Origin of the sequence: Arthrobacter sp. ZGTC212 (assembly GCF_002929255.1) — a bacterium.
GTDB classification, from domain to species: Bacteria; Actinomycetota; Actinomycetes; order Actinomycetales; family Micrococcaceae; genus Arthrobacter_B; species Arthrobacter_B sunyaminii.
The window spans coordinates 351,442-375,798 of the sequence record NZ_PJIJ01000001.1 but is presented as its reverse complement, the minus strand read 5'-3'; the positions used below and the strand labels follow the sequence as shown (position 1 = coordinate 375,798).

Annotated in this window: 23 protein-coding genes and 1 riboswitch; of the genes, 5 read left to right on the top strand and 18 right to left on the bottom strand. The window is 64.9% G+C overall.

The features are described 5' to 3' along the window. Positions 1-59: 59 nt before the first annotated feature. The 9 genes from CXQ89_RS01895 to gcvP form a co-directional block, all read right to left on the bottom strand. Positions 60-1,457, bottom strand: a complete 1,398-nt coding sequence (locus tag CXQ89_RS01895; protein ID WP_104053319.1) for an FAD-binding oxidoreductase — start codon at positions 1,455-1,457, stop codon at positions 60-62. Then, entirely contained in the window at positions 1,458-3,287 is a 1,830-nt protein-coding gene (locus CXQ89_RS01890) for an L-lactate permease (protein WP_104160104.1), read from the bottom strand. It lies immediately after the preceding gene. 159 nt (positions 3,288-3,446) lie between these two features. Beyond that, positions 3,447-5,021 (bottom strand): sodium:alanine symporter family protein, encoded by a 1,575-nt coding sequence (locus tag CXQ89_RS01885; RefSeq protein ID WP_104102251.1) that lies wholly within the window; start codon positions 5,019-5,021, stop codon positions 3,447-3,449. 137 nt (positions 5,022-5,158) lie between these two features. Further along, entirely contained in the window at positions 5,159-5,581 is a 423-nt protein-coding gene (locus CXQ89_RS01880) for a ChaB family protein (protein WP_104160103.1), read from the bottom strand. A 43-nt stretch (positions 5,582-5,624) separates the two neighbouring features. Next, positions 5,625-7,040 (bottom strand): L-serine ammonia-lyase, encoded by a 1,416-nt coding sequence (locus CXQ89_RS01875; protein WP_104160102.1) that lies wholly within the window; start codon positions 7,038-7,040, stop codon positions 5,625-5,627. A gap of 9 nt (positions 7,041-7,049) precedes the next feature. Further along, the gene (gene glyA / locus CXQ89_RS01870) at positions 7,050-8,351 is read right to left on the bottom strand and encodes a serine hydroxymethyltransferase (RefSeq protein WP_104160101.1); all 1,302 of its coding nucleotides are present in this window, start codon (positions 8,349-8,351) and stop codon (positions 7,050-7,052) included. After that, positions 8,348-8,725, bottom strand: a complete 378-nt coding sequence (gene gcvH / locus CXQ89_RS01865) for a glycine cleavage system protein GcvH (RefSeq protein ID WP_104053329.1) — start codon at positions 8,723-8,725, stop codon at positions 8,348-8,350. The genes glyA and gcvH overlap by 4 nt, the downstream gene beginning before the upstream one ends. 99 nt (positions 8,726-8,824) lie before the next feature. Further along, positions 8,825-9,946: a glycine cleavage system aminomethyltransferase GcvT gene (gene gcvT, locus CXQ89_RS01860; RefSeq protein WP_104160100.1), complete on the bottom strand. Its 1,122-nt coding sequence runs from the start codon at positions 9,944-9,946 to the stop codon at positions 8,825-8,827. A 19-nt stretch (positions 9,947-9,965) separates the two neighbouring features. Continuing rightward, positions 9,966-12,875 carry an aminomethyl-transferring glycine dehydrogenase gene (gene gcvP / locus CXQ89_RS01855; RefSeq protein ID WP_104160099.1) on the bottom strand — a complete coding sequence of 970 codons (2,910 nt, stop codon included), beginning with the start codon at positions 12,873-12,875 and terminating at the stop codon, positions 9,966-9,968. A 150-nt stretch (positions 12,876-13,025) separates the two neighbouring features. Continuing rightward, positions 13,026-13,148, bottom strand: a riboswitch (glycine riboswitch). 51 nt (positions 13,149-13,199) lie between these two features. On the opposite strand from gcvP, the gene CXQ89_RS18725 reads away from it, so the two are divergent. Both CXQ89_RS18725 and cycA read left to right on the top strand, forming a co-directional pair. Then, positions 13,200-13,322 (top strand): hypothetical protein, encoded by a 123-nt coding sequence (locus tag CXQ89_RS18725; protein WP_258059795.1) that lies wholly within the window; start codon positions 13,200-13,202, stop codon positions 13,320-13,322. Positions 13,323-13,427: 105 nt separating this feature from the next. Next, positions 13,428-14,921 (top strand): D-serine/D-alanine/glycine transporter, encoded by a 1,494-nt coding sequence (gene cycA / locus CXQ89_RS01850; protein WP_104160098.1) that lies wholly within the window; start codon positions 13,428-13,430, stop codon positions 14,919-14,921. Here cycA and CXQ89_RS01845 read toward each other — a convergent pair. The 4 genes from CXQ89_RS01845 to CXQ89_RS01830 all read right to left on the bottom strand — a co-directional run bounded on the left by CXQ89_RS01845 (position 14,914) and on the right by CXQ89_RS01830 (position 19,596). After that, positions 14,914-16,263 (bottom strand): MFS transporter, encoded by a 1,350-nt coding sequence (locus CXQ89_RS01845; RefSeq protein WP_258059794.1) that lies wholly within the window; start codon positions 16,261-16,263, stop codon positions 14,914-14,916. The genes cycA and CXQ89_RS01845 overlap by 8 nt on opposite strands. Positions 16,264-16,320: 57 nt before the next feature. Beyond that, positions 16,321-18,306 (bottom strand): S-layer homology domain-containing protein, encoded by a 1,986-nt coding sequence (locus CXQ89_RS01840; RefSeq protein ID WP_104160097.1) that lies wholly within the window; start codon positions 18,304-18,306, stop codon positions 16,321-16,323. 167 nt (positions 18,307-18,473) lie between these two features. Then, a complete protein-coding gene (locus CXQ89_RS01835; RefSeq protein ID WP_104160096.1) occupies positions 18,474-18,932 on the bottom strand; it encodes a GNAT family N-acetyltransferase in 459 nt (152 codons plus the stop codon). A gap of 13 nt (positions 18,933-18,945) precedes the next feature. After that, on the bottom strand, positions 18,946-19,596 hold the full coding sequence (locus tag CXQ89_RS01830) for a nucleotidyltransferase family protein (RefSeq protein WP_258059793.1): 651 nt from the start codon (positions 19,594-19,596) through the stop codon (positions 18,946-18,948). A 65-nt stretch (positions 19,597-19,661) separates the two neighbouring features. Here CXQ89_RS01830 and CXQ89_RS01825 point away from each other — a divergent pair, with 65 nt between their 5' ends. The 3 genes from CXQ89_RS01825 to CXQ89_RS01815 are packed head-to-tail and all read left to right on the top strand — an operon-like array spanning position 19,662 to position 21,700. Continuing rightward, on the top strand, positions 19,662-20,369 hold the full coding sequence (locus tag CXQ89_RS01825; RefSeq protein ID WP_104160653.1) for a histidine phosphatase family protein: 708 nt from the start codon (positions 19,662-19,664) through the stop codon (positions 20,367-20,369). A 9-nt stretch (positions 20,370-20,378) separates the two neighbouring features. Next, positions 20,379-20,933 carry a DUF3090 family protein gene (locus CXQ89_RS01820; RefSeq protein ID WP_104102273.1) on the top strand — a complete coding sequence of 185 codons (555 nt, stop codon included), beginning with the start codon at positions 20,379-20,381 and terminating at the stop codon, positions 20,931-20,933. Next, complete coding sequence (locus tag CXQ89_RS01815) at positions 20,933-21,700, top strand: SCO1664 family protein (RefSeq protein ID WP_104160094.1); 768 nt, start codon at positions 20,933-20,935, stop codon at positions 21,698-21,700. The genes CXQ89_RS01820 and CXQ89_RS01815 overlap by 1 nt, the downstream gene beginning before the upstream one ends. A 24-nt stretch (positions 21,701-21,724) precedes the next feature. On the opposite strand, the gene CXQ89_RS01810 is transcribed toward CXQ89_RS01815, so the two are convergent. The 5 genes from CXQ89_RS01810 to CXQ89_RS01790 are packed head-to-tail and all read right to left on the bottom strand — an operon-like array spanning position 21,725 to position 24,330. Next, positions 21,725-22,537, bottom strand: a complete 813-nt coding sequence (locus CXQ89_RS01810; protein WP_104160093.1) for an MBL fold metallo-hydrolase — start codon at positions 22,535-22,537, stop codon at positions 21,725-21,727. Between the two features lie 5 nt (positions 22,538-22,542). Then, positions 22,543-23,142, bottom strand: a complete 600-nt coding sequence (locus CXQ89_RS01805; RefSeq protein ID WP_104160092.1) for a hypothetical protein — start codon at positions 23,140-23,142, stop codon at positions 22,543-22,545. A 29-nt stretch (positions 23,143-23,171) separates the two neighbouring features. After that, complete coding sequence (locus CXQ89_RS01800; protein ID WP_104160091.1) at positions 23,172-23,738, bottom strand: DUF6286 domain-containing protein; 567 nt, start codon at positions 23,736-23,738, stop codon at positions 23,172-23,174. Beyond that, the gene (locus CXQ89_RS01795) at positions 23,735-24,154 is read right to left on the bottom strand and encodes an Asp23/Gls24 family envelope stress response protein (RefSeq protein WP_104102281.1); all 420 of its coding nucleotides are present in this window, start codon (positions 24,152-24,154) and stop codon (positions 23,735-23,737) included. Before CXQ89_RS01795 ends, CXQ89_RS01800 begins: the two co-directional genes overlap by 4 nt. After that, positions 24,151-24,330 carry a hypothetical protein gene (locus CXQ89_RS01790; protein ID WP_104053344.1) on the bottom strand — a complete coding sequence of 60 codons (180 nt, stop codon included), beginning with the start codon at positions 24,328-24,330 and terminating at the stop codon, positions 24,151-24,153. The genes CXQ89_RS01795 and CXQ89_RS01790 overlap by 4 nt, the downstream gene beginning before the upstream one ends. Positions 24,331-24,357: the final 27 nt, after the last annotated feature.

Sequence of the window (24,357 nt, the reverse complement as noted above, 5' to 3'; positions counted from 1 at the left end):
GCCCAAAGCCGGCCCGTCGCGGTACCGCGACGGGCCGGCGGCCCCGATGCTGCCCAGGGTCAGATGGCCTTCCCGGGATTGAGGATGCCCAGCGGATCCAGTGCGCGGCGGATGGAGTGCTGCACTCCCACTGACACGTCGCCCAGTTCGGCGCCCACCCAGTCGCGTTTCAGCAGCCCCACCCCGTGTTCACCGGTCAGGGTGCCGCCGAGCCGGTTCGCGAGGAAGAACATTTGCCCCAGGGCGTCCTTGGCCGGACCCTCCGTGACCGAATCCTCGGGATCCATCACGATCATGGGATGCAGGTTGCCGTCGGAGGCATGGGCGATGGTGAAGATCCGGACCCCGGTGGCAGCGGAAATCTCTTCGAGCCCGGTAACGGCTTCGGCCAGCCTTCCCCGCGGCACGCCGATGTCACCGATGGACACCCGTCCCATCTGTTCCAGCGACGGGATCGCATCCCGCCGGGCGCTGACCATGGCCGCTGCCTCGTCGTCGTCGGCCGCCTTTCCGCAGGAGCCCGCGAAGGGGCGCACGGCTTCCAGCACCACGTCCTGTTCCAGGAAGGCGCCGTAGCCGTCGGTCTGCACCAGGAGAAAAGCCGCTCCCCGGGACCGGTAATCAGTTCCGGTGGCTGCATCCACGGCTTCCAGCGTGGGCCCGTCCATAAGTTCCATCATGGAGGGCTGAATGCGCGCGGCCACCACCGCCGACGCGGCGCGGGCGGCGCTTTCGACATCGGGGAAGAAGGCAGCAACGGTGGCAGTGGCCACCGGCGTGGGCCGCAGCCGCAGCGTGGCTTCAACGACGACGCCGAGGGTTCCTTCGGAGCCGATGATGAGCGCGTTCAGGTCGTAGCCCGTGACCCCTTTGATGGTTTCCCGTCCGGTGCGCAGTTCGCGCCCGTCGGCGAGGATGACGCGCAGCGCCAGCACTGATTCGCGGGTCACGCCGTATTTGGCGCAGCGCATGCCGCCGGCGTTGGTGGCAATGTTGCCGCCAATGGAGCAGATGGCCGTGCTCGCCGGATCCGGGGCATAGAACAACCCGTATTCACCGGCAGCCGCATTGATTTCAGCGTTAAGGACCCCGGGCTGGACCACGGCCAGCTGTTCCACCGGGTCGATGCGCAGGATCCGGTTCATGCGGGAGACATCCAGCACCACTTCACCCGTGCGGGCGGACGATCCGCCGGCCAGCCCGGTGCCTGCACCGCGGGGCACCACCGGCACGCGGTGCAGGGTGGCTAGACGCAGGGTTGCCGCCACGTCCTCGGCGGACTCGGCGAACACCACACCGTCCGGATGCGTTTGGGCCACGAAACCGGAGCGGTCGGTGCTGGCCTGCTCGCGGTGTCCGGGTTCGATGGACGCGTTCGGGGCCAGTCCCAGCAGGGTGGCGCTGGGAGCGGGATCCGGCAGTCCCACGGTCGAGTCGGAGTCGGAGAAGATGCTCATTTACGGCACCATCCAACCGAGAATGGACGTTGACTGCAGCCAAATCAGCAGTGTCATCAGCACCAGCAGGCCCAGACTCCAGCCGATGAGTTTGCGCAGCAGCGTGCTCTCGGCACCTTCCAGGCCCACCGCAGCCGAGGCGATGGCCAGGTTCTGCAGCGAGAGCATCTTGCCGAGCACCCCGGCGGACGAGTTGGACGCCGCCATCAGGGTGGCGGATAGGCCCGTCTCATTGGCCGCTGCCACCTGCAGCTGGCCGAACAGCGAGTTCGAGGAGGTGTCGGAACCCGTCAGCGCCACACCGATCCAGCCCAGCAGCGGCGACAGCAGAGCAAAGAATCCGCCGGCGGAGGCCAGGGCCACGCCCAGCGTGGTGGTTTGCCCGGACAAGTTCATCACGAAGGACAGGGCCAGGACAGCGCAGACCGTCACAATGGTCCAGCGCAGCTGCTTCAGGGTTTCCCCGTACACCTTCGCGCCTTCGCGGGGCCGGATCCGGTACAGGATCATGGTCAGGATCCCGGAGAACAGCAGCAGGGTGCCGGTGGCCCGGATGTGGTCAAAACGCAGCGTCTGGGCGGCAACGGCCTTGCCGTTGGAGTCCACCACGTCCAGTCCCGGCCAGTGGAAGGTGACGCTGCCGATGGACGTCAGCCAGGTTTTGATGGCCGGTATCTGGGCCAGTGAGAACACCACAATGATGATCAGGTACGGGGCGGTTGCCATCCATACGCTGCGGGCATCGGGACGGGCGGTGTTGCTCGTGGACCCGGGACCCGCCGGGGGCGCGGAGTCTGTCCCCGCTGAGCCGGCCGCCGTTGCGCCTGCTCCCGGCAGGGCTGCCGCGCGCCGCCCGCGGCCGGTTTTGACCGGCTCTGCCGTGCCGGATCCGTCGAGAACGTCTGTTGTACTGCCGGAACCCGCGGCGTCGACCGTTTCCCTCGAATCAGCGGCAACCTCCCGGTCGTCCTGCACCTGGCCGGACATGCCGATGATTTCCGCCGGCTGCCAGACGCGGAGCATCAGCAGCACGGCGATAACCGTGGCAACGGCCGCCACGACGTCGGTCAGTTCCACCACGAAGAAGTTGGAAGCAACGAACTGGGCCAGTCCGAACACAAACCCGCTCACCAGGGCCACCGGCCAGGTTTGTTTCAGGCCGCGCTTTCCGTCCACCAGGAAGACCAGGATCAGCGGCACCACCAGGGCGATAAACGGGGTCTGCCGCCCGGTCATGGAGGACAGCTCCTGCAGCGGAATGCCGGTCACACCGTTCAGGGCGATAATCGGGGCGGCCATGGCGCCGAAGGCAACCGGAGCGGTGTTGGCCAGCAGCGCCACAATGGCCGATTTCAGCGGTTTCATGCCCGCCGCCATGAGCATGGCTGCTGCGATGGCCACCGGTGCGCCAAAACCGGCGAGGGATTCCAGCAGTGCCCCGAAGCAGAAAGCGATCAGGATGGACAGGATCCGCAGGTCATCCGAGATGGAGCGGATGGTCCTGCCCAGGACCTCAAACCAGGGCGTGGCCACCGTGAGCTTATAGATCCACAGGGCGTTGATGAGGATCCAGAGGATGGGGAAGATCGCGTAAAACGCCCCCAGCCCGGTGGCGGCAGCCACCTGTCCCACCGGCATCTGCCAGCCGATTACGGCCAGCAGGATGGACAGCACCAGCGAGATGAGTCCTGCCTGGTAGGCCTTCATCCGGAAGACGCCCAGCAGGACAAACAGGAGCAGCAGCGGCAACGCCGCAAGAACCGCGGAGAGGACCAGGGAATCCCCGATGGGATCGAGCGGTTGCTGGAAAGCGGCTAGCTGTGTTCTCACAAAAACTCCTTTGTCTTTGTTTCACATCCGTCCGCACTGTTGCCGAGCCAGCCCCATCCGCGGTAACGATGGGTTGACCCTAGGCCCGGGAGTGTAATTCGGTCAACGGTGTACGGGCAGAAGCATGCACACAGCAGCTCCGCTCACTGCGGGCGCAGCTCAGGCGTTGGCAGCGGCTTCTTTGATGTCATCCTCCTCGATGCCCAGCATTTCCAGCTTTCCGCTCTTGCGGTCCGCCAGGTATTGCTTCATTTCCCGCTTGATGACCGGAAGCAGGAGGTAGACGCCCAGCAGGTTCACGAAGGCGCAGACAAACAGTGCCGCGTCGGTGAATTCGATGACCTGGCTGAAGGACAGCACGCAGCCGGCAACGGTGAAGGTCAGGAAGATGACCTTGTACGTGATTTCCCGGCGGCGGCCGCGGCCGAAGAGGTATTCCCAGGCCTTCAGCCCGTAGTAGGACCAGGTGATGAGGGTGGAGTAGGCAAAGAGCGCGACGGCGATGGACAGCACAACGGGGAACCACGGCAGGACGGTGGCAAAGGCATCCGAGGTGAGGATCACGCCGTCGGGCGGGCCTTCTCCGCCCTGGACCTGGTCGATGCCGGCCTGCAGGCTGGGGGTGCCGGCCATAATGATCGCGAGGGCGGTCATGGTGCAGATGAGGACGGTGTCCACGAGCGGTTCGAAGAGCGCCACAAAGCCTTCACTGACCGGCCGGCGGGTCTTGACCGCCGAATGGGCGATGGCAGCGGATCCCACGCCGGCCTCGTTGGAGAAGGAGGCACGCTGGAAGCCAACAATCATGACCCCGATGATGCCGCCGGCGAAACCTTCGGGCTTGAAGGCACCGTCAATGATGGCGCCGAAGGCGGCCGGCACATTCTCGATGTTCACCGCAATGACCGCGAGGCAGGCCAGGATGTAGATGCCGCCCATGGCCGGCACGAGCTTGGAGGTAGTGGCGCCGATCGACTTGATGCCGCCAAGAATGACCACGGCCACCGCTACGGCCAGGATCAGCCCGAACACCACGGCTGCTCCGGCGCTGCCGAGGATCCCGTCATCGCCGCCGGTGACGTTCTGGACCTGCGCGAAGGTCTGGTTGGCCTGGAACATGTTGCCGCCGGCCACGCCAAAGAGCAGGATGGCGACGGCGAAGGTCCCGGTCAGGATTTTGGCGGGCCACCGGCCGAAGCGTTTGAACGCCACCGGAAGGTACTTGAAGGGGCCGCCGCTGATGGACCCGTCTTCATGGACTTCGCGGTATTTCACTCCGAGGGTGCATTCGGCGAACTTCGTGGCCATGCCCAGGAGACCGGCGATGATCATCCAGAAGGTTGCTCCGGGACCGCCCAGGGCCATGGCGGCTCCGACGCCGGCGATGTTCCCCAGGCCTACGGTGCCGGAGAGCGCAGAGGTCAGGGCCTGGAAGTGCGGCACTTCGCCCGGGTCATCCTTGGAGGAGAATTTTCCCCGGATGACCTGGGTTCCAACCCGCAGGCCGCGGAACTGGATGAAACCGAAATAAACGGTGATGACAATGCCGGCAATAATCAGCCAGGCGACAACCGCAGGGAAACTGAAATCGCCAACGGTGACGGGAAAGAACACGATGGCGGAGAAAATCTCAGTGATCGGCTCGAAGAACGAGTTGATGCCCGCGTCAACCGAGCCGAGCCACCCTACTTCCTCGGAAGCGGGTGCCATCTGCACAGATCGGGGTGCGTTCATCGTTCGAACCTCGGTTTCAGTAAGCCAGCTGTCAAATGCGTGGACCCAGCTTTGCTTACAACCGCAGTGTTAGACAAATCACAAATCGGGCTATAGGTTAACCCGCTAATGCCTCACAAAAGCCTGCAGGGCAGGGTTCAACCCTCGCGTGCTTTCCGGGTTGCAGCCGCATTGGCCTTCTGGAGTGCGTCCACCAGCTCATCTTTTGTCATCTTTGAGCGGCCGGAAATATCGAGCTTGGAGGCCAGGTCATACAGGTGCTTTTTGGAGGCATTTGCGTCCACGCCGCCGGCGGTTTTCCTGGCGGAATTCCGTCCTTCGGCGGCCTTGGCATCGGAGGGACCGTTCTTTTCCTTTTCCTCCCAGTGGTCCCCCACCTTTTCGTGGGTGTGCTTGAGCGATGCATACGCCGTGCGCGCAGCGCGCTCCTCGTCGCCGTATTCCTCCATGGCCGAGTCGTACGTCTTCGCGAAGGAGTCCTGCGCCTTGGAATCGGAGCGCTGCAGAGTTGAAGGCAGCTCGTCCTTGATGGGTGCGCCGTTTTTGGCCGTCTTGGGCATGGCGTGTCCTCTCCGACAGGAAAACCTCAGAAGGTCCTGAGGGTCAACACTCCACCACGTTCACGGCCAGTCCGCCAAGGGCGGTTTCCTTGTATTTGGAACTCATGTCGCGGCCCGTTTCCCGCATCGTGACGATGACTTCATCGAGGGAAACGCGGTGGTCGCCGTCGCCCCAGAGCGCCATCTTCGCGGCGTTTACGGCCTTCGCGGCGCCGATGGCGTTCCGTTCGATGCAGGGCACCTGCACCAGCCCGCCGATCGGATCGCAGGTCAGGCCGAGGTTGTGTTCCATGGCGATCTCGGCGGCGTTTTCCACCTGTTCCGGGGTGCCGCCCAGGATTTCGGCCAGACCGGCGGCGGCCATGGACGACGCCGATCCCACCTCGCCCTGGCAGCCCACCTCGGCGCCGGAAATGGAGGCCTGCTCCTTGTAGAGCACGCCCACGGCGCCGGCGGCGAGCAGGAACCGCACGACGACGTCGTCCTTTTCCTCCTGCGTGGCGTTTTCCATCCCGGGACCGTAGTGGGTGGCATAGAACATGACGGCGGGGATGATGCCGGCCGCGCCGTTGGTCGGAGCGGTGACCACCCGTCCGCCGGAGGCGTTTTCCTCGTTGACGGCCAGCGCCACCAGGTTCACCCATTCCTGCCAGAACTTGGGATCCCGGTTCGGATCCTCGGCGCGCAGCCGGGTGTGCCAGGCCGGTGCACGACGGCGGACCTTCAGTCCGCCGGGCAGCAGGCCGGTGCGGGCGATGGCGGAGTTTTTGCATTCCTCCATCACGTCGCGGATGTGCAGCAGACCGGAGCGGATCTCTTCCTCGGTCCGGGAAGCTTTTTCGTTGGCGAGCATTACTTCTGAGATGCTCAGCCCGTTATTGGCGCAGTGTTTCAGCAGGCCGACGGCGGTGCGGAAGGGGAACGGCAGCTGCGCCTTGGTGGACTCCAGCTCCTCGCGGGCAGCGTCTTCTTCACCCTCGCGCACAATGAAGCCGCCGCCTACGGAGAAGAACGTTGCCGCGTGCAGCACCGACCCGTCCGCAGCACTGGCGGCGAACTTCATGCCGTTGGTATGGCGGGGCAGGACGGTGAGCGGATGCAGGACTATGTCCGCTTCCCCGTATTCCAGCACGCAGGCATCGGCACCGGGGACCTGGGAGCACAGCTGCAGTTTGCGGGTCGATTCTATGGCCGCGAGGCGTTCCTCAACCTCTTCGGGCAGGATTTTTTCCGGCGCGAAGCCTTCCAGCCCCAGCAGCACCGCAGTCATGGTGCCGTGGCCGCGGCCGGTCGCCGCGAGTGACCCGTACAGGTCAACGCGGAGACCGGCCACAGAGTCCAGGATGCCGGCGTCCACCAGTTCAGCCGCGAAAACGGCAGCGGCACGCATCGGGCCCACGGTATGTGAGCTCGACGGGCCGATGCCCACGGAGAACAGGTCAAAAACGCCAACAGCCACGAGGATTCCTTAGACGTGCGCGGGTGAGGAGGCCAGGTCGGCCACCTCGGTGTAGAGCGGATGAGCTTCGGCCAGCGCGGTGACGCGTGCCTTCAGCTCCGAGAGGTCATCGTCCGCACCGGCCACCAGGGCCAGCGCAATGATGGCGGCGACTTCACGGAACGCGTCCTCATCAAATCCGCGGGTGGCCAGGGCCGGGGTGCCGATCCGCAGGCCCGAGGTCACCATCGGCGGCCGCGGGTCGAACGGAACAGCATTGCGGTTCACCGTGATGTCGATCTGCGCCAACCGGTCTTCAGCTTCCTGCCCGTTGAGCTCGGCATTGCGCAGGTCCACCAGCACCAGGTGCACGTCGGTGCCGCCGGAGACCACGGAGATGCCCTTGGCGGCGACGTCGTCGGCCAGCAGCCGCTCCGCGAGGAGGCGGGCACCGGTCAGGGTGCGCTCCTGGCGTTCCTTGAACTCCGGGGTGCCTGCGATCTTCAGTGCGGTGGCCTTGCCGGCGATCACGTGCTCCAGCGGTCCGCCCTGCTGTCCGGGGAACACTGCCGAGTTGATCTTCTTGGCGATGTCGGCGTCGTTGGAGAGGATGATGCCGCCGCGCGGACCGGCGAGGGTCTTGTGCGTGGTGGAGGTGACCACGTGCGCGTGGGGCACCGGGCTGGGATGCAGTCCGGCGGCCACCAGACCGGCGAAGTGGGCCATGTCCACCATCAGATAGGCACCCACCTCATCGGCGATGCGGCGGAATTCGGCGAAGTCCAGCTGGCGGGCGTACGCGGACCAGCCGGCCACGATCAGCTTGGGCTGGTGCTCGCGGGCCAGGCGCTCCACCTCGGCCATGTCCACCTGGTGGGTGTCTTCGGCAACGTTGTACGGCACCACGTTGTACAGGCGGCCGGAGAAGTTGATCTTCATGCCGTGCGTGAGGTGGCCGCCGTGCGCCAGGGACAGGCCCAGGATGGTGTCGCCCGGACGGATCAGGGCGTGCATCACCGAGGCGTTGGCCTGGGCGCCGGAGTGCGGCTGCACGTTGGCAAAACCGGCACCGAAGAGGTCCTTGGCGCGGTCGATGGCCAGCTGCTCAATGACGTCCACGTATTCGCAGCCGCCGTAGTAGCGGCGTCCCGGGTAACCCTCGGCGTACTTGTTGGTCAGCACGGAGCCCTGGGCTTCCATGATGGCCACGGAGGTGTGGTTTTCCGAGGCGATCATTTCCAGGCCGGACTGCTGGCGGCGGCGCTCGTTGTCGATCTGCTCCGCCACCTCCGGATCAATTTGCGCGAGGTGGGAGTTCAGGTAATCGGTCACAGCTCGCCGCCGTTCTTTTCCGCGTACTCCTCGGCGCTGAGCAGTTCACCCTCGGACGTGGTGTTGACCGTGAAGAGCCAGCCGGCGCCGTACGGGTCCTCGTTCAGCAGGGCCGGGTTGTCGATGGCTTCCTGGTTGATCTCCACGATTTCGCCGGACACCGGTGCGTACAGGTCGGACACGGACTTGGTGGACTCGACCTCGCCGCAGGTTTCGCCGGCGGTGATCACGGTGCCGACCTCGGGCAGGTCAACGTACACCACGTCGCCCAGGGCGTCGGCGGCGACGGCGGAAATGCCAACCTTCACGGGGCTGGAACCGTCCACCCACTCGTGCTCTGCCGAATAACGGAGTCCTGCGTTCACTTTGCTCATGGGGTTGCCTTTCGGTGCATCTGAAGTCCTGCGGGTTAGTTCAAAGTCTAGGTCGGCACTGCGGCAGCACGGCATTCCGCCGTGCTGCCGGCGGGGAGGTTACTGTCCGCGCTTGTAGAACGGCAGCCCGACGACGGTGAAGGGCTCGGGCTTGCCGCGGAGGTCCACCTGCACTTCGGTGCCGGGCTCCGTGAAGGCGGTGTCCACATAGGCCAGGGCAATCGGATAGCCCAGGGTGGGGCTGGGCGCACCGGAGGTGACTTCGCCGATCACGGCGCCGTCGGAGAGGACCGGGTAGTGCGAGCGGCCGGCGCGGCGGCCGGATCCTTTCAGGCCCACGAGGCGGCGGGCCGGAGCCTGCTGCTTCTTGGTTTCCAGCGCGGCGCGGCCCACAAAGTCCCCCTCCTTGGAGAGGGCGACGACGGGACCCAGGCCTGCGGCGTAGGGATCCAGCTCCAGGGAGAGTTCATTGCCGTACAGCGGCATGCCGGCTTCCAGGCGCAGCGAGTCACGGCAGGCCAGACCGGCGGGGATCAGGCCCCGGTCCGCTCCGGCGTCGAGCAGTGCTGCCCAGAGGATGGGGGCGGCGTCGTTGGGCACGTAGATCTCAAAGCCGTCCTCGCCCGTGTACCCGGTGCGGGCCACCAGCAGTTCCGCGCTCCAGGCACCCAGCGCCATCGGCACCTTGGCTGCGGCGTAGTACTTCATCCCCGTCACAGCGTCCCGGTGCTCGGCGGGAACCAGGGCCAGCAGGATGGCCTCGGCGTTGGGCCCCTGCACGGCCACCAGGGACGTGTCGTCGGAGATGTTGTTGACGGTGACGTCAAAGCCCTCGGCCCGCGCTGCCAGTTCGGCGGCGACCACCGGTGCGTTGCCGGCGTTGGGCACCACCAGGTAGGTCTCGTCGTCGAGCCGGTAGCTGATCAGGTCATCGATGATCCCGCCGTCGGCATTGGTGATCAGCGAGTACTTGGCCTTGCCCACCTTGACGGCGGACAGCTTGCCCACCAGTGCGTAATCCAGGAAGGCACCGGCGTCCGGGCCGGTGACCTTTATTTCGCCCATGTGGGAAAGATCGAACAGGCCCGCTGCTTTGCGGACGGCGTGGTGTTCGGCCAGCTCGGAGCTGTACTTCAGCGGCATCTGCCAGCCGCCAAAATCGGTGAAGGAGGCGCCGAGGCGTTTGTGCTCTTCGTAGAGCGCGGTGTATTTCTCAGTCATTGTTCTTAGCCTTTGCGCTCTAGTTTTCGAAATCTTCGATGGGCGGGCAGGAGCAGATGAGGTTCCGGTCCCCGGCTGCGCCGTCGATCCGTCCCACCGGCGGGAAGTACTTGTCCATCCGCTGGCTGCGCATCGGGAAGGCGGCCTGTTCCCGCGGGTAGGCGCGGTCCCACTCATTGCCGGCCACCACGACGGCGGTGTGCGGTGCGTTGCGCAGCGGGCTGCCTTCCAGGGTGAAGTCGCCGGCGGCGACCTGGTCGATTTCGGCGCGGATGGCGATCATGGCGTCGATGAAGCGGTCAATTTCGCCCAGGTCCTCGGACTCGGTGGGTTCCACCATCAGGGTGCCTGCCACCGGGAAGGACAGCGTGGGGGCGTGGAACCCGTAGTCCACCAGGCGCTTGGCCACGTCTTCGGCGGTGACTCCGGTCTTCGCGGTGAGTTCGCGCAGGTCCAGGATGCATTCGTGCGCCACGAGTCCGCCCTTGCCCGTGTAGAGAACCGGGAAGTAGTCGTTGAGCCGTGCGGCCACATAGTTGGCGGCCAGCAGGGCGCTCTTGGTGGCTTCGGTCAGGCCTTCCCCGCCCATGAGGTTGACGTAGGCCCAGGAGATGGGCAGCACGCCGGCGGAGCCGAAGCGCGAGGCGGAGACGGGAATGTCCTCGCCCTCGGACCAGGTGGCGGCGTCGCCGGGCAGGAACGGTGCGAGGTGGGACTTCACGGCCACGGGGCCGACGCCGGGACCGCCGCCGCCGTGCGGGATGCAGAAGGTCTTGTGCAGGTTCAGGTGGGAGACGTCGCCGCCGAATTCACCGGGCTGCGCCAGTCCGACCAGGGCGTTGAGGTTGGCGCCGTCAATGTAGACCTGGCCGCCGGCTTCGTGGACGGCGTCGCAGACGTCGCGGACGTCGTCGTCGAACACACCGTGGGTGGAAGGGTAGGTGATCATGATGGCGGCGAGGTTGTCGCGGTGCGCATCGATCTTGGCGCGCAGGTCGGCGTGGTCAATGGCGCCGTCGCCGGCGGTGGCAACCACCACCACCTTCATCCCGGCCAGGACGGCGGAGGCGGCGTTGGTGCCGTGCGCCGAGGCGGGGATGAGGCAGACGGTGCGCTGGTTCTCGCCGCGGGAGTGGTGGTAGCCGCGGATGGCCAGCAGGCCGGCCAGCTCACCCTGCGAGCCGGCGTTGGGCTGGATGGACACCCGGTCGTAGCCGGTAATGACCGCGAGCTTCTCTTCGAGATCAGCGATCAGCTCGCGCCAGCCCTCGGTCTGGGAATCCGGGGCAAACGGGTGGATGGAGGCGAACTCGGGCCAGGTCATGGCCTGCATTTCGGCCGTGGCGTTGAGCTTCATGGTGCAGGAGCCCAGCGGAATCATGGTCCGGTCCAGGGCCAGGTCACGGTCCGAGAGGCGGCGCAGGTAGCGCAGCATCTGCGTTTCGGAGCGGTAGGAGGAGAACACCGGGTGGGTCATGAACTCCGAGGTGCGCCGGATATCCTCCGGCAGTTCGAAGCCCTCCGGCTGGCTGTCCGCTGAGTCAGCGGCGGCACCAAAGGCGGCGGCAACGTCGGCGAGGACGGCCGGCGTCGTCGTCTCATCGCAGGAGATGCCCACGGTGTCCGCGTCGATGCTGCGCAGGTTGATGCCGCGGGCTTCCGCGGCGGCAACGATTTCGGCGGCGCGGCCCGGGACGCGGGCGGTGACGGTGTCGAAGAAGCTCTCGTGCAGCAGTTCGATCCCGGCGTCCTGCAGTGCAGCGGCCAGGGTACGGGCAGAGTCGTTGGCGCGGCGGGCGATCCGCTTCAGGCCCTCGGGTCCGTGATAGACGGCGTACATGGAGGCCACGATGGCCAGCAGCGCCTGCGCGGTGCAGATGTTGGAGGTGGCCTTCTCGCGGCGGATGTGCTGCTCGCGGGTCTGCAGGGCCAGGCGGTACGCGGGGGTGCCGGCGGAATCCTTGGAGACACCCACCAGGCGGCCGGGCAGGGACCGCTCCAGGCCCTTGCGGACGGCCATGTAGGCGGCGTGCGGGCCGCCGAAGAACAGCGGAACGCCGAAGCGCTGCACGGAGCCAACAGCAATGTCGGCACCCTGCTCGCCGGGAGGCGTGATGACGGTCAGGGCCAGCAGGTCCGCGGCTACCGTGACGAGCGCGCCGCGTTCCTTGGCTTCGGCAATCAGGGCTTCCTGGTTCCGGACCACCCCGGAAACGCCCGGCTGCTGCAGGACAAGGCCGGTGATTTCGCCGTCGGGCAGTCCGTTGGCCAGATCCGCCACGATCACGTCGAAGCCCAGGGCCTTGGCCCGGCCCTTCACCACGGCGATGGTCTGCGGCAGGGTTTCAGAGTCCAGCACAATGGCGCCGTTGGCCTTGGACTTGTTGGAGCGGCGCATGAGCAGCACGGCCTCGGCCACTGCGGTGGCTTCATCCAGCAGCGAGGCATTGGCGATGGGCAGGGCGGTGAGGTCCTGGACCATGGTCTGGAAGTTCAGCAGGGCTTCGAGCCGGCCCTGGGAAATCTCCGGCTGGTAGGGCGTGTAGGCGGTGTACCAGGCGGGGTCCTCGACGACGTTGCGGAGGATCACCGGCGGTGTGTGCGTGCCGTAGTAGCCCTGGCCGATCATCTGTACTGCGGTCTTGTTCTTGCCGGCGATGGCGCGCAGCTGGGCGAGGGTTTCCTCTTCGGAGCGGGCGGGATTCAGAACCAGCGGGCTGCCCTGCCGGATGGCGGCGGGAACGGCCATGTCCGCCAGAGCGTCCAGGGAGTCATATCCCACGGCCTTGAGCATCGCTGCGGCGGAGCCGGCGCGGGCACCAATGTGGCGGTCAACAAAACCCTCGGCGAGCGGCGCGGCTGCGGCGGAACCAAGGGAGTTCGCGGCGGACGTGGCGGGGGTTTCGGCGGTGGACAGATCAGCAGTCATTCAGGGCTCCTGGAAGGCAGACGGGGTACGCCAACAAACGTTGGGTCCTCCCCGCTCTGTATTGGACCTGAGAGATTCCGCGGGGGTGGCCCCGCTTGCACCGTCGGTGAGTACCGCACGCATTGTACGGAAACTGCTTTCCAGAGTTGCCTCGCTGTGGCGGTACAGGGGCCTGAGAGATTCCCGGGGAGGGTTTGCTCCTACGGCGCCCGCCGGTGCTGCGTCTTCCAAAAGAGGAGGCTGCAATAAGCGGAACTCTCCCGCCACGGCTGATAAAGGCATATTCACTTGTGTGTATCCACCTGTGACCTTACCCTCACTCCGGTGCAGCATCAAGAGAATGACGGCGGCTGCAGCCTCTTTGACGCCGTGGCCGACCTCACGGCGTCCCGGCAGGCGGACCGGGCCGCCAAATTGACATCGCCCGCCCGTGACTTCCACACTTGAATGTCGGCGGTGGCGCCAACATCTTTCTTACGGCCTGGGTACGAGCCTTCCGTGCGCGTGGCGGCGTCACGCGCGCCGGCGGGTGCCTAGATAAGAAAGATCCCCATGTCTGACCGCCTGACCCGCCCCACCTCCGCGGAGACTTCTCCCGGTGTAAAAAGCTCTTCCGAGCCGGAGCTCTCCCGCTCCCTCTCCAGCCGCCACATCCAGCTTCTGGCCATCGGCGGCGCCATTGGAACCGGCTTGTTCATGGGCTCCGGAAAAACCATTTCGGTGGCCGGCCCGTCGGTGATCTTTGTCTACATGATCATCGGCTTCATGCTGTTCTTCGTCATGCGGGCCATGGGCGAACTGCTGCTTTCCAACCTCAACTACAAGTCCTTCACCGACTTCTCTGCTGACCTATTGGGCCCCTGGGCCGGGTTCTTCACCGGCTGGACCTACTGGTTCTGCTGGGTGGTCACCGGGATTGCCGATGTAGTGGCCATTTCGCACTACGTCACCTTCTGGTGGTCGGACGCGCCGCTGTGGATTCCGGCCCTGGCCTGCATCCTGGTGCTGCTGGCATTGAACCTTCCCACCGTGAAGGCCTTCGGCGAGACCGAATTCTGGTTTGCCCTGATCAAGATCCTGGCGATTGTCACCCTCATTGTGGTGGGCCTGGTCATGATTTTCACCCGTTTCAAGTCCGGCGACGGCGACGTAGCGGGCTTCAACAACCTGTGGGAGCACGGCGGGATGTTCCCCACCGGCCCCATGGGCTTCGTGGCGGGTTTCCAGATTGCCGTCTTCGCGTTTGTGGGCATCGAGCTGGTGGGTACGGCAGCAGCCGAAACCAAGGATCCGGAAAAGAATCTTCCCCGGGCCATCAATTCCATTCCCCTGCGCATCATGCTCTTCTACGTAGGCGCCCTGGTGGTCCTGATTTCCGTGGTTCCCTGGGATGAGTTCAGTGCGGACGAAAGCCCGTTTGTGGGCATGTTCGCCCTGGCCGGGCTCGGAGCCGCGGCCGCCGTGGTGAACTTTGTGGTCCTGACTTCCGCCGCCAGCTCGGCGAATTCCGGGATATATTCCACCTCGCGCATGGTTTTCGGCCTGGCGCACGACGGCGACGCCCCCAAGCCGTTCGGCCGCCTGTCACGGCGCAAGGTGCCCCAGAACGCACTGTTCTTCTCCTGCACCTTCCTGCTGGCCGGCGTCGTTCTTTTGTACGCAGGGGAATCGGTCAGCGCAGCTTTCACCCTGGTCACCACCATCTCCGCCCTGTGCTTCATGTTTGTCTGGACGATCATCCTGCTCAGCTACCTGGTGTTCCGGAAGCGGCGTCCGCACCTGCATGAGGCCTCGAAGTTCCGCATGCCCGGCGGCGTGGTGATGGTCTATGTGGTGCTGGCGTTCTTTGCCTTCATCCTCTGGGCCCTGACCACCCAGGCTGACACCCTGCAGGCCCTGCTGGTGACGCCCATCTGGTTTGTCCTGCTGGGCGTTGTCTATGCGTTCCTGCGCCGCACTCCGCTGCACCAGGCCCGGGTGGCAGAGTACAAGGCCATGGCGGCTGCCGAGCGGGCCGCACTGGCGCCGCCGGAAGCGGTCAAGTAACCAAACCCTGCTGCTGGTCCTCAATCCGTGCGTTCCGAAACCGTGACAGCGCGAGCAGGAGACCGGCCAGCAGCAGGGTACCGGCTGAAAACCACAGGGCCGGGCCGACGCCCCGGGTCGTAGCGAGATATCCGCCCACCGGGGCGCCGAGAACAATCATTCCCCGGTTCGCTGAACGCATGGTGGCACTCATCCGGGCCAGCAGCCGGTCCGGTGTGACGGCCTGGCGGTACCCCATTTCCAGCGGACCTTCTATCCCCATCCCCAGGCCCAGCAGCAGCTGTCCGGAACACACCAGCACCATGACTCCCGCCGCTGCCGGCCAGCTGCCGGTGCCCTGAAGTCCCGGGTTGTCCTGAGCGCCAAAGGCAGCGGCTGCCAGCAGAGCAACGGCGAACGGCTGAAGCAGCCGGGCACAGGTTACCGTGCGGCCGGTGCCCCACCGCTGCCCCAGGCGGGCGGACAGTAAGGTTCCGAGCACCGCTCCTCCCCCGGCGCAGGCCAGCACCACGCCAAGTCCCGCAGCACCGGCGTGGAGGTTTTGCAGCACCAGGGCCGGCAGTACTGCGCCGAGGGCGGAGAAGCCCACAAACCACAGATGGGTGCTCCAGGCCAGGGGCGCCAGCTGCGGATGCCCGTAGACCCAGCGCAGGCCCTCCCCGATCTTGTTCCGGAGCTTGTGCCGTTTCGGACCGGCTTCTTCAGTGCTTTCAGCGGCCCGCTGGGAGGGCGCCGCAGCTGAGCCGCCCATGGTCAGGAGCACTGCCGCCGAGAAGAGGTAGGAAGCCGCGTCCAGAAGGAGGGCAAAAGGTGCCGAGAGAAGCGCCACCAGGCCCCCTGCCACCGCGCCTCCTGCAGTTTGGGCCACGGTGTCGCTTTGCTGGAGCCGGGCATTGGCCCGAACCAGCAGCGGCCGGGGCACCAGCTGCGGAAGGTAGCTCTGGTAGGCCGCGTCGCCGGTGAGTGCCAGGGTGCCGAAAAGAAACAGCAAGACCGCCAGCACCGGAACGGAAAGCATCCCCATGACTGCCACCGTGCAGATCACGGCAAGGATCAGGCCTCGGCCCAGGTCCGCACCAACCATCGCTGTCCGGCGCGGGAACCGGTCAATCCACACTCCGGCAAACAACCCAAACACCAGGTACGGCGCCCACCGTGACGCGTTGGCGATGCCCTGGTCCAGGGGTGTCCCGTCCATCGTGACGAGGATGAGGACGGACAGCGCCACCGTGGTGACATAGGTGCCGAAGTCGGACACGGTGGATCCCAGCCAGAACCGGACAAAGGCCGGGCTGTGGCGGAGCTTAGCGTGCATGGACGTCGATGCGGCGTTGATTTCCATGGCCTTCCCTCCTGCTGCAGGCCGATACGCCTACCCCTTACCGGTCTGCCCTCTGGTTTAGCACCCGCCGCTGTCGGCTAGGAAGGTGTCCAGCCGGGAGAGAAATGCCGCCATTTCTTCGCGCGTTACTGATTGGAGCGGACGGAAGGTCCTGTCCGCCCAGCCGGTGGTGATGCCCGTACTGCTCATCCAGGAGATCTCTTTATGAAATGCGGCACCGGACGGTACATCGACGAACCGATTGCCGGCCGGAACCTTGTACTGGTCGACCGAAGGGATGCTGCACATGGACCCAAAGCGGTACATGAACGCGGCCATTGCGTCTCGGTTTACCTTTGCACCCGGGCGGAAGGTTCCATCGCTCCACCCGGTGGTTATACCGCTGGACGCCAGCCAGGTAATTTCCTTGTAATACATATTATTGGTGCTTACATCACTAAAGGGCGTCTTTGCAGGCGGCGTAAATGCAGGTGAACCAGCCATGCGGTAAATGAAGGCAGCCATCGCGTCACGCGTGATATTCGAATACGGCCGGTAAGTATTATCGGCCCATCCTGTGGAAATGCCGGATGCACGCATCCACCGGATGTCGCCGGCGAAGGCCGTACCCTTGGTATCCCTAAAGTCTTGGGCGCTGCGCGCATCGACGAATGTATAAGCCCATGACGCATCGCCGACTACCCGATATCCCTTTTTGGCGACGGCGGTGATGACAATCCGGCTTCTTGACCCGTCGTAACTGCCCGCGGGACGAATAGTCCCGTTTACCTTGTAGTCCACGCCTGCAGTTGCAGGAACGGCATACTTCCCCGCAGCCTTGTCATACGCCGGGATCTTCGGACTCACGGCAACTACCGGAGCGGGCGGCGCAGGTGTAGGCGCCGGCGTTGGCGTAGGTTTGGGCGTGGGCGTCACTTCGGGCTTCTTGAACTGGTGCGACCAGCTGGTTGTCCCCTTGAGCCGGTATCCCAGTTTAGCCTTTGCCACCACAGTGATGTTCACCCATCCGGAATCGTATGTCCCCGGCGGCTTCAGCACTCCATTCACGTAGTATTCCACCCCCCAGCTTTCATTAATCCGATAGGTTCCGGTGCTATCCGTGAACTGCGGGTGCGCGGCTTCAGTCTCCTGGATATTCAGGGAGAAATCGATTTCAAATATATAGCTTGTCTTCCCTGCAGCAAGCCGGTAACCGGGGATCGGCCGGTACTCGATGGTCACCTTTTCCCAGTTTCCCGAATAGGTACCTACCACCTTTTCGGTGCCGTTGACGAAGTAACGCACCCCTTCGACCGGAAGGAGACTGTACGTTCCGCGGTCGTGGTCAATGTTCGGATTGCGGATGACTATCAGCTTGTCCGGGTTGTTGAGCGAATCCCGGCCTTCGAAGTAGTCATCGGGGTGCGCATATGTCTGGGCAGGAAGTTCTTCGGGAAAATTATAGAATTGCTGCGTGCCCCACATGTAATAGTTTTTAGGATACTGGGCGGCGTCCCTGTTGCCGGTGGTGAAAAGGCCGATTCCAATAGTGTTTATCTTGGGACTCAGCAGGTTGATGTTGTGACTGGGAGAATTGACCCACTGATCAAACATGTCATGCGCGTTATCATCCTGCCGGTAAGCCACATTCTCCGCCCAGTAATCCCAAAAGACCGCTTTGATCCGAGGATCCAGTCCCGGAGATTGGGTATGGCTCAAATACTGTTGTTCTGCCAAGTTCTTCGACCACGCCTGCGATTCCTCTGACGCCGGTACTGAGAACATGAGTTTCCCCAGGCCGTTTTCCGCACGGTGCGCGTTCACCCGGTTGAAAATGTCCGTAATCTGCTGGCGGTGGTTCAAGGTTTCGGCTGGCACGTCACTGTCAGGCAGGCTGGTTATTGTCTCTTGCGGCACGGCAGCCTGGAGAGCGGGCTCGGGGACCGCACCGACTGTTCTCGTTCCGTCGTAAACAGCCGGAGGTGGCGACGCCACGGCTGGAACTGCTCCCCCGGTGAGCGTCAATAAGCCGACGACGACGGCAGAGATAAATGAGACCTTCATTGATATTCCCCCATGTGACAAACCCGGCACCGACCAACGGGCCTGCCACGAACACTACTACTCGGATTGCCGAACGGCCGGAACCAGCAGCGCCAGCAATCATCCGGGGCATTCAGTCACCATTGTTGCCTTGATTCTGCATTGCGCACGGACATAGTCCGCGGGAGTCAGAATTCTTTAAGAACCTTGCTGAACAGCACATAATCGCCGTCCTGACCCGTAGTTTCATAATCCGCGGCCGCGTAGAGCCGGCGGGCCGGGTTGCTTCGGTGAACGCCGAGTTTCACAACGCGAACTCCGCTTGGGGTTACCCCCTGCTCGAACGCCTCCAGAAGGAGCCGCCCGAGTCCCTGGCGGCGATTGCTGCCGAGGACATGGATCGAGACCAGGGTGGCGCTGTCATCCTGGAGGGTCCACATTGCATATCCAAGTGGCAGCCCGTCGTCGTCGACGACAAACACCGTACGCGGGAGGCAGCCGATCCAGTCTGCGAGGTTCAACTCAATGGCGGACATCCACCCCTCGAGGCCATCCGGCTCGATGGTCTCCATGTACTCGAGCTCCTTGCTGAAGATGAACGGCAGATCGTTCACCTCGGCGGGACGGAGGCGTGCTGGGGTGGTCATGGACTAGAGCATCTCACGTCGGGGTATTCGAGGCCGCCGGCGGCGGGAGGTGTCCAGAGGTTGGCAAAGCGTTGTCGAGGGATTCGTCCTCGGGCCAGGGCAAAACGGTCAGCGAAGGCCACTGAGCAAGCCATCTTTGAGTTTTCGCCTCGTAAACTTCCCGAGGGGCAAGGACCGGGTTCGGCACGATTCGGCGCGCGAACAAGTCTTCGTAGCCGTGCGGCGCGTAGGTGCTGAGGTTGCCCGCCGGGTCGGACGTGACCGCGAAGCAGCAGGTCTTCGCGGCGAAATGATCCACCGCATCGGTGGTGCCGGTGAAAGGGACGGCCGGAACGCCGAAATGGTCCTCGTACCAAAGGTGCACCCGGGCTTCGTTGCGCACTTCGACCTCGACGCCCAGGTCCTGAAACACCTCACGCGCTCGGACAATGACCGCATGTTCCGCCTCGTAGGACGTGTCTTCGTCGAAGTAGAACAGGTCGTAGTCGCGGATGCCCGCCTGCGGATCCCTGCCCTCCAGCACATTCCATACGGTTTGGAACAACGCACCGGCCGTCAGCCACCAGTCGGAGACACCGAGCAGCGGCGCAAGCTGCAGAATTCTCCCGTTGACCGGGTTCTTCAGGATATGGGCCAGGAAAAGCTGCTCGTCATTGGTGGTCACCGCATCATCCTGCCTCATCACCAGCGGTTCGCCCCGCCGTCGGACGGGATGACTAGGCTATGGGGATGGCAACAGTAATCCTCGTGCGGCACGGCCGCACCACAGCGAACGCCTCCGGGCTGCTGGCCGGCCGGACCCCCGGCGTCGAACTCGACTCTGCAGGCCGAGACCAGGCCGCCGTGACCGGGGACCGGCTCGCCGTCGTGCCCCTCGTCGGCGTGGTGTCGAGCCCGCTCGAGAGATGCCGGCAGACCGCACAGTTCATCCTGGACCGCCAGTCCGGCACCCCGCATGCCCCCGTGGAGCAGGAGCTGACCGAGTGCGATTACGGCTCCTGGCAGAACCGCACTCTTGAGGAGCTGGCGAAGGAGGAGCTGTGGAAGACGGTGCAGTCCCAGCCCTCCGCCGTCACCTTCCCCGGCGGCGAGTCCATGGCGGCCATGCAGGCGCGCTCGGTGGCCGCCATCCGGCGCCACGATGCGGCCTTCGAAGCGGAGCACGGGCCCGGCGCCGTATGGGCGGCGGTGAGCCACGGCGACATCATCAAATCGGTCCTCGCCGATGCACTGGGCATGCATCTGGATCTGTTCCAGCGCATTACCGTGGGACCGGCCTCTGTGTCGATCGTGCACTACGGCAAGGGGCGGCCCACCGTTTTTGCCACCAATACCGACGCCGGAGATCTCTCCTGGCTGGCCGTTCCTCCGGCGTCAGAGGATGCTGCGGTCGGCGGAGGCGCGGGACATGCGGCACCTCAGGCCGAAGGAGCCTAAAGTAGTCCTATGCCTACAACCGTTCACGAGTTCGCCTGGCCTGACCGCGTCGTCGTCGGCACTGTCGGCGTCCCGGGGCAGCGCACGTTCTATCTGCAGGTGCGCACCGGAAAGCAGCTTGTCAGCATCGCCCTGGAGAAGCAGCAGTCCGCCCAGCTTGCCGAGAAGATCGACGAGATCCTCGACCAGCTCATGACCGTCGACGGCAATCCCTTCCACGTTCCCGCCAGCACTCCCCTCGAACTCGTCGACAATGACGACCTCGAGACAGTGCAGGAACAGTTCCGCGCCGGCGTGATGAGCCTGGGCTGGGACCCGACCACGGCGCAGCTCGTCATCGAGGCCTACCCGCTCGAAGAAGTGGACGAGGACGATGACGGCTTCCTTGAGGAGGATGAAGACGCCGATCCCGCCGAAGTGCTGCGGGTCAGCATGCCGGTGGGCACCGCCCGCGCTTTTGCCAAGCGCACGCGGGAGGTCGTGGGCGCCGGGCGCCCCATCTGCGTGATCTGCGGCCAGCCGATCGACGCCGACGGGCACACCTGCACCTTCCCCGGGGCCTGATGCCGGCGCCGGATCTGGTGACCGCGGAGCTGACACTCACCGGCCGCATCACGACGGCGTCCAACGCCACCTTCCTGGGCAGCATCGGCGGCGCGTCCGTGGTCTACAAGCCGATCGCCGGCGAGAAGCCGCTCTGGGATTTTCCTGACGGGTTTCTGGCACACCGGGAAGTGGCTGCCTACCTGGTGTCGGAGCTGCTGGGCTGGAACATCGTGCCGCGCACCTGGCTGCGGGACGGCCCGCTGGGCGTTGGCATGGTGCAGCTCTGGCAGGACACCGATCCGGAGCAGACCGCGGTGGATCTGGTGCCGGTGGATGACATGCCGGAAACCGGCTGGAAAGAGGTCCTCGAGGGCGAGGACCAAAGCGGACAGATTGTTGCCCTCATTCACGAGGACACCCCGGCGCTCCGCCGGATGGCCGCGTTCGACGTCCTGGTCAACAATGCCGACCGCAAAGGTGACCACGTCCTCGCCATGGGCGGCGGGCACCGGTACGGCGTGGACCACGGGCTGACCTTCCATCACGAGCACAAGCTGCGCACGGTGCTGTGGGGATGGATCGGGGAGGCACTAAGCGCCGAGGAACTCGGAGGCATCGACCGGGTTCTCGAAGGACTGCAGGGTGAGCTGGGCCGGCAGCTGGCGGACCTGCTCACCGCTGAGGAGATTGCGGCGTTTGCTGCGCGCTGCGCCCGGTTGCGTTCAGCGGGAGTGTTTCCGGCTCCCAGCGGCGGCATGCCTGCCGTGCCCTGGCCGCTGTTCTAACGGCTTCCAGCGAAAACGGTTGGCCTATCCGCGGGTGAAGGCAAGGTACCGCCGAGCGGATTCCTGCACAATGCGGTCTGCGCCGTGCGGAATTATCCGGTCCCACCAGCCCCCGTACAACCGGTCGTAGCGCAGCGGTTCCAACCGGGCAGCGGCATCCTCCACTACCTCCGGCCGTTCGGGAATCTGGTTCGGATAGCTGTACAGAAAGGACACATGCGTACGGTCAGGGATGACATTGATGATGTCTGAGCTGAAGAGCGCTCCGCCGCCGGCCGGATCGCCGGACCAGTGCAGCACCGTGCCGCCGGGAAAGTGGATCCCCGCGCGGTAAAGGGTCAGGTCCCCGGCAAGCGCGAGGCTGTCCCCGCTCCAAAACTCCAGCGCGGGGTCGGGCCGTCCCACCCACTGCCTGTCCGCATTGTGCAGATACACCGGAGCATCGAATTCATGCGCCCACTCCACCATGGTGGTGTAGAAATGCGGATGGCTGACGGCGATCGCGGAGATTCCGCCCTCCGCACGGATCAGGGCGGCAAGCCCGTCATCCAAATACGCCTGGCAGTCCCAGAGCACATTGCCGCTTGACGCCTTGATCAGCAGAGTACGCTGTCCAATCGCGAAGGACGGTTCACATCCGATTCCCAGGACACCCGGGCCCTGCGCATGAATTGTTCCCCGGTGCGGGGATCCGCGCAGACGTTCGAACGTTGTCCAGGCCTGCCCCGTCAGCAGCACGTACTGTCGTTCGTCGTCGCAAATGGGGCAGTCCCGGCGCTCCGCTCCGTATTGGGTTCCGCAGGTGACGCAGAGGGGAAGATCCGGTGCGGATGACATGGAACCTAATAAACCACAGTTCCGCCCGGGGTCACCGGACCGCCGGAGAGTCCCTGTTTGTTGCTCGCCTCCAGCTGGACTCCCAGACTGTGCAGCGGGTTCTCCAGCGCCATGGCCAGGTGAGGCACCACGGCTCCCTCAATCTGGTCCATGACCTCGCGGATATCCGCCCAGGCATTGACCGTGACCTTCAGCGTCAGATCCGGTTCCTCGGCAGTTCCGCGCAGCAGCGCCGTCGAATCGACCACACCGGGAATCCGCTCCGTGTCATCCTCGACGGCCGCGGCCAGCACTGACGGGTTGCAGACGGTGATGCCGCGGGCCGGGTTCTCCTGCAGCCTGAACGTGTCCGCCCCAACGCGCCGCGGGATCTGGACCAGCATCCACCACAGCCCGAGGGTTCCCAAAATCAGTCCGGCGATCAGGACGCCACCGGGGGCATAGTCGGCCCCCGTGACGTCTTCCGGCGGTCCGGACAGGACGGGGCTTTCGGCTGTCCCTATCACTCCTGAAGCCAGCAGCAGGAGATAGACGCCTGCCGCCAGGCACAGCAGCCCAAGGATGGTCAGCCAAACACGGTTGGCGGTGCCGGCATGGTGGCGCATGGTGTTCCCCTTCAGTTGCCAGTGGTCCTTCAGGTGCCGGGTCGGATTGAAACGGTGATGTTCGGCACCGGATCCAGGCCGGAGGCCTGAAGCCGGGAGCGTACGCCGTCGGTGACCCAGTGCTGCAGATCGGCGGTGTCGTGCAGCGGCGTGTGCACGGACACATGCACCTCTTTGTCCGACGCCGTTGCCGAGGCCGTGGAAACGCCGTCGATATGTTCACAAGTGGCCGCAGCAAGCCGGGCAACAGCCCGGCGCGACATCACCGCACGGCTGTCGCCGCTGACCTCACGGATCGGATCCAGGCGCAACGGAAGCGCGTGAAACTTTCCGGGCACCAGCGCTGCCAGCAGCAGCACCAGGCCGATGACGGTGAGGACGACGCCGGCGGTCCAGCTTCCGGGACTGTTCCAGTTCAGCGTGGCAAGCCAGTCCGAACCCGCTGTGAAGAAGGGCGGCCACACCCCCATGGTGAGCCGGGCAACGGCAGCCCAGACCAGCACCACTCCCGCAGCCAGCAGCACCAGGCCGCAAATCATGGCGGGTACCGCGCGGCTGGGCCGGGGCCGCAGAGACACCGGCAGGTTGCCGCTCACTGCAGCCTCCGGCGGCCGTCAACGGGTTCATCCGGCCGCAGCCACGAGACGGTGACATCCACTTGGCGCACTTCCACACCGGTCATCTCACTGACCCGACTGGAAATCCGGTCCCGCAGCTGATCAGTGGCCTGCCGCAGGGGCACCGGATACGGCAGACCCACTTCCACCTTCAGCGAGGCAACGTTGCCGGCCAGTTCAACCTTGGCCTGGGGACGGGCGGACAGGTCCGCCCGCGCGCCGATGCCCAGAAAACCGCCTGAACTGCCGCCGGCAAACGTTTCGTCCACCACGATTTGGGCGGCCACCTTCTCGAGGACCTTGCGGGCCAGCACGGTGCGGCCGCGGTCGCCGACGTCGAGCCGCTGCCTGCGTGCGGCCGGGGACCTCGCGTCCTGGATTCCGGGTGCGCTCATCTGCTCGACGCTCTGCCGAACATGGCCTGGACATCAAGCTTCCCGTCGGCGGCCATGCCCACCAACAGCCCCACCAGGCCGAACAACACTGCCAGCAGGAAGGCGTACCAGCCTCCGAAGGCCAGCACGATTCCCAGGACGAGGCCCACTGCCAGGCACCATTTAGTTGCGGACATGTTGTCCTCCTTCGCTAGGTTGCCGGC

What these genes read in the sequence shown, in the direction of transcription:
- CXQ89_RS01825 (WP_104160653.1), top strand. Translation starts at nt 19,662, where the DNA reads ATGGCAACAGTAATCCTCGTGCGGCACGGCCGCACCACAGCGAACGCC.
- CXQ89_RS01895 (WP_104053319.1), bottom strand. Translation starts at nt 1,457, where the DNA reads ATGAGCATCTTCTCCGACTCCGACTCGACCGTGGGACTGCCGGATCCC.
- CXQ89_RS01810 (WP_104160093.1), bottom strand. Translation starts at nt 22,537, where the DNA reads ATGTCATCCGCACCGGATCTTCCCCTCTGCGTCACCTGCGGAACCCAA.
- CXQ89_RS01805 (WP_104160092.1), bottom strand. Translation starts at nt 23,142, where the DNA reads ATGCGCCACCATGCCGGCACCGCCAACCGTGTTTGGCTGACCATCCTT.
- gcvT (WP_104160100.1), bottom strand. Translation starts at nt 9,946, where the DNA reads ATGACTGAGAAATACACCGCGCTCTACGAAGAGCACAAACGCCTCGGC.
- CXQ89_RS01845 (WP_258059794.1), bottom strand. Translation starts at nt 16,263, where the DNA reads ATGGAAATCAACGCCGCATCGACGTCCATGCACGCTAAGCTCCGCCAC.
- cycA (WP_104160098.1), top strand. Translation starts at nt 13,428, where the DNA reads ATGTCTGACCGCCTGACCCGCCCCACCTCCGCGGAGACTTCTCCCGGT.
- CXQ89_RS01795 (WP_104102281.1), bottom strand. Translation starts at nt 24,154, where the DNA reads ATGAGCGCACCCGGAATCCAGGACGCGAGGTCCCCGGCCGCACGCAGG.
- gcvP (WP_104160099.1), bottom strand. Translation starts at nt 12,875, where the DNA reads ATGACTGCTGATCTGTCCACCGCCGAAACCCCCGCCACGTCCGCCGCG.
- CXQ89_RS01880 (WP_104160103.1), bottom strand. Translation starts at nt 5,581, where the DNA reads ATGCCCAAGACGGCCAAAAACGGCGCACCCATCAAGGACGAGCTGCCT.
- CXQ89_RS01790 (WP_104053344.1), bottom strand. Translation starts at nt 24,330, where the DNA reads ATGTCCGCAACTAAATGGTGCCTGGCAGTGGGCCTCGTCCTGGGAATC.
- CXQ89_RS01835 (WP_104160096.1), bottom strand. Translation starts at nt 18,932, where the DNA reads ATGACCACCCCAGCACGCCTCCGTCCCGCCGAGGTGAACGATCTGCCG.
- CXQ89_RS01885 (WP_104102251.1), bottom strand. Translation starts at nt 5,021, where the DNA reads ATGAACGCACCCCGATCTGTGCAGATGGCACCCGCTTCCGAGGAAGTA.
- CXQ89_RS01820 (WP_104102273.1), top strand. Translation starts at nt 20,379, where the DNA reads ATGCCTACAACCGTTCACGAGTTCGCCTGGCCTGACCGCGTCGTCGTC.
- CXQ89_RS01840 (WP_104160097.1), bottom strand. Translation starts at nt 18,306, where the DNA reads ATGAAGGTCTCATTTATCTCTGCCGTCGTCGTCGGCTTATTGACGCTC.
- CXQ89_RS01815 (WP_104160094.1), top strand. Translation starts at nt 20,933, where the DNA reads ATGCCGGCGCCGGATCTGGTGACCGCGGAGCTGACACTCACCGGCCGC.
- gcvH (WP_104053329.1), bottom strand. Translation starts at nt 8,725, where the DNA reads ATGAGCAAAGTGAACGCAGGACTCCGTTATTCGGCAGAGCACGAGTGG.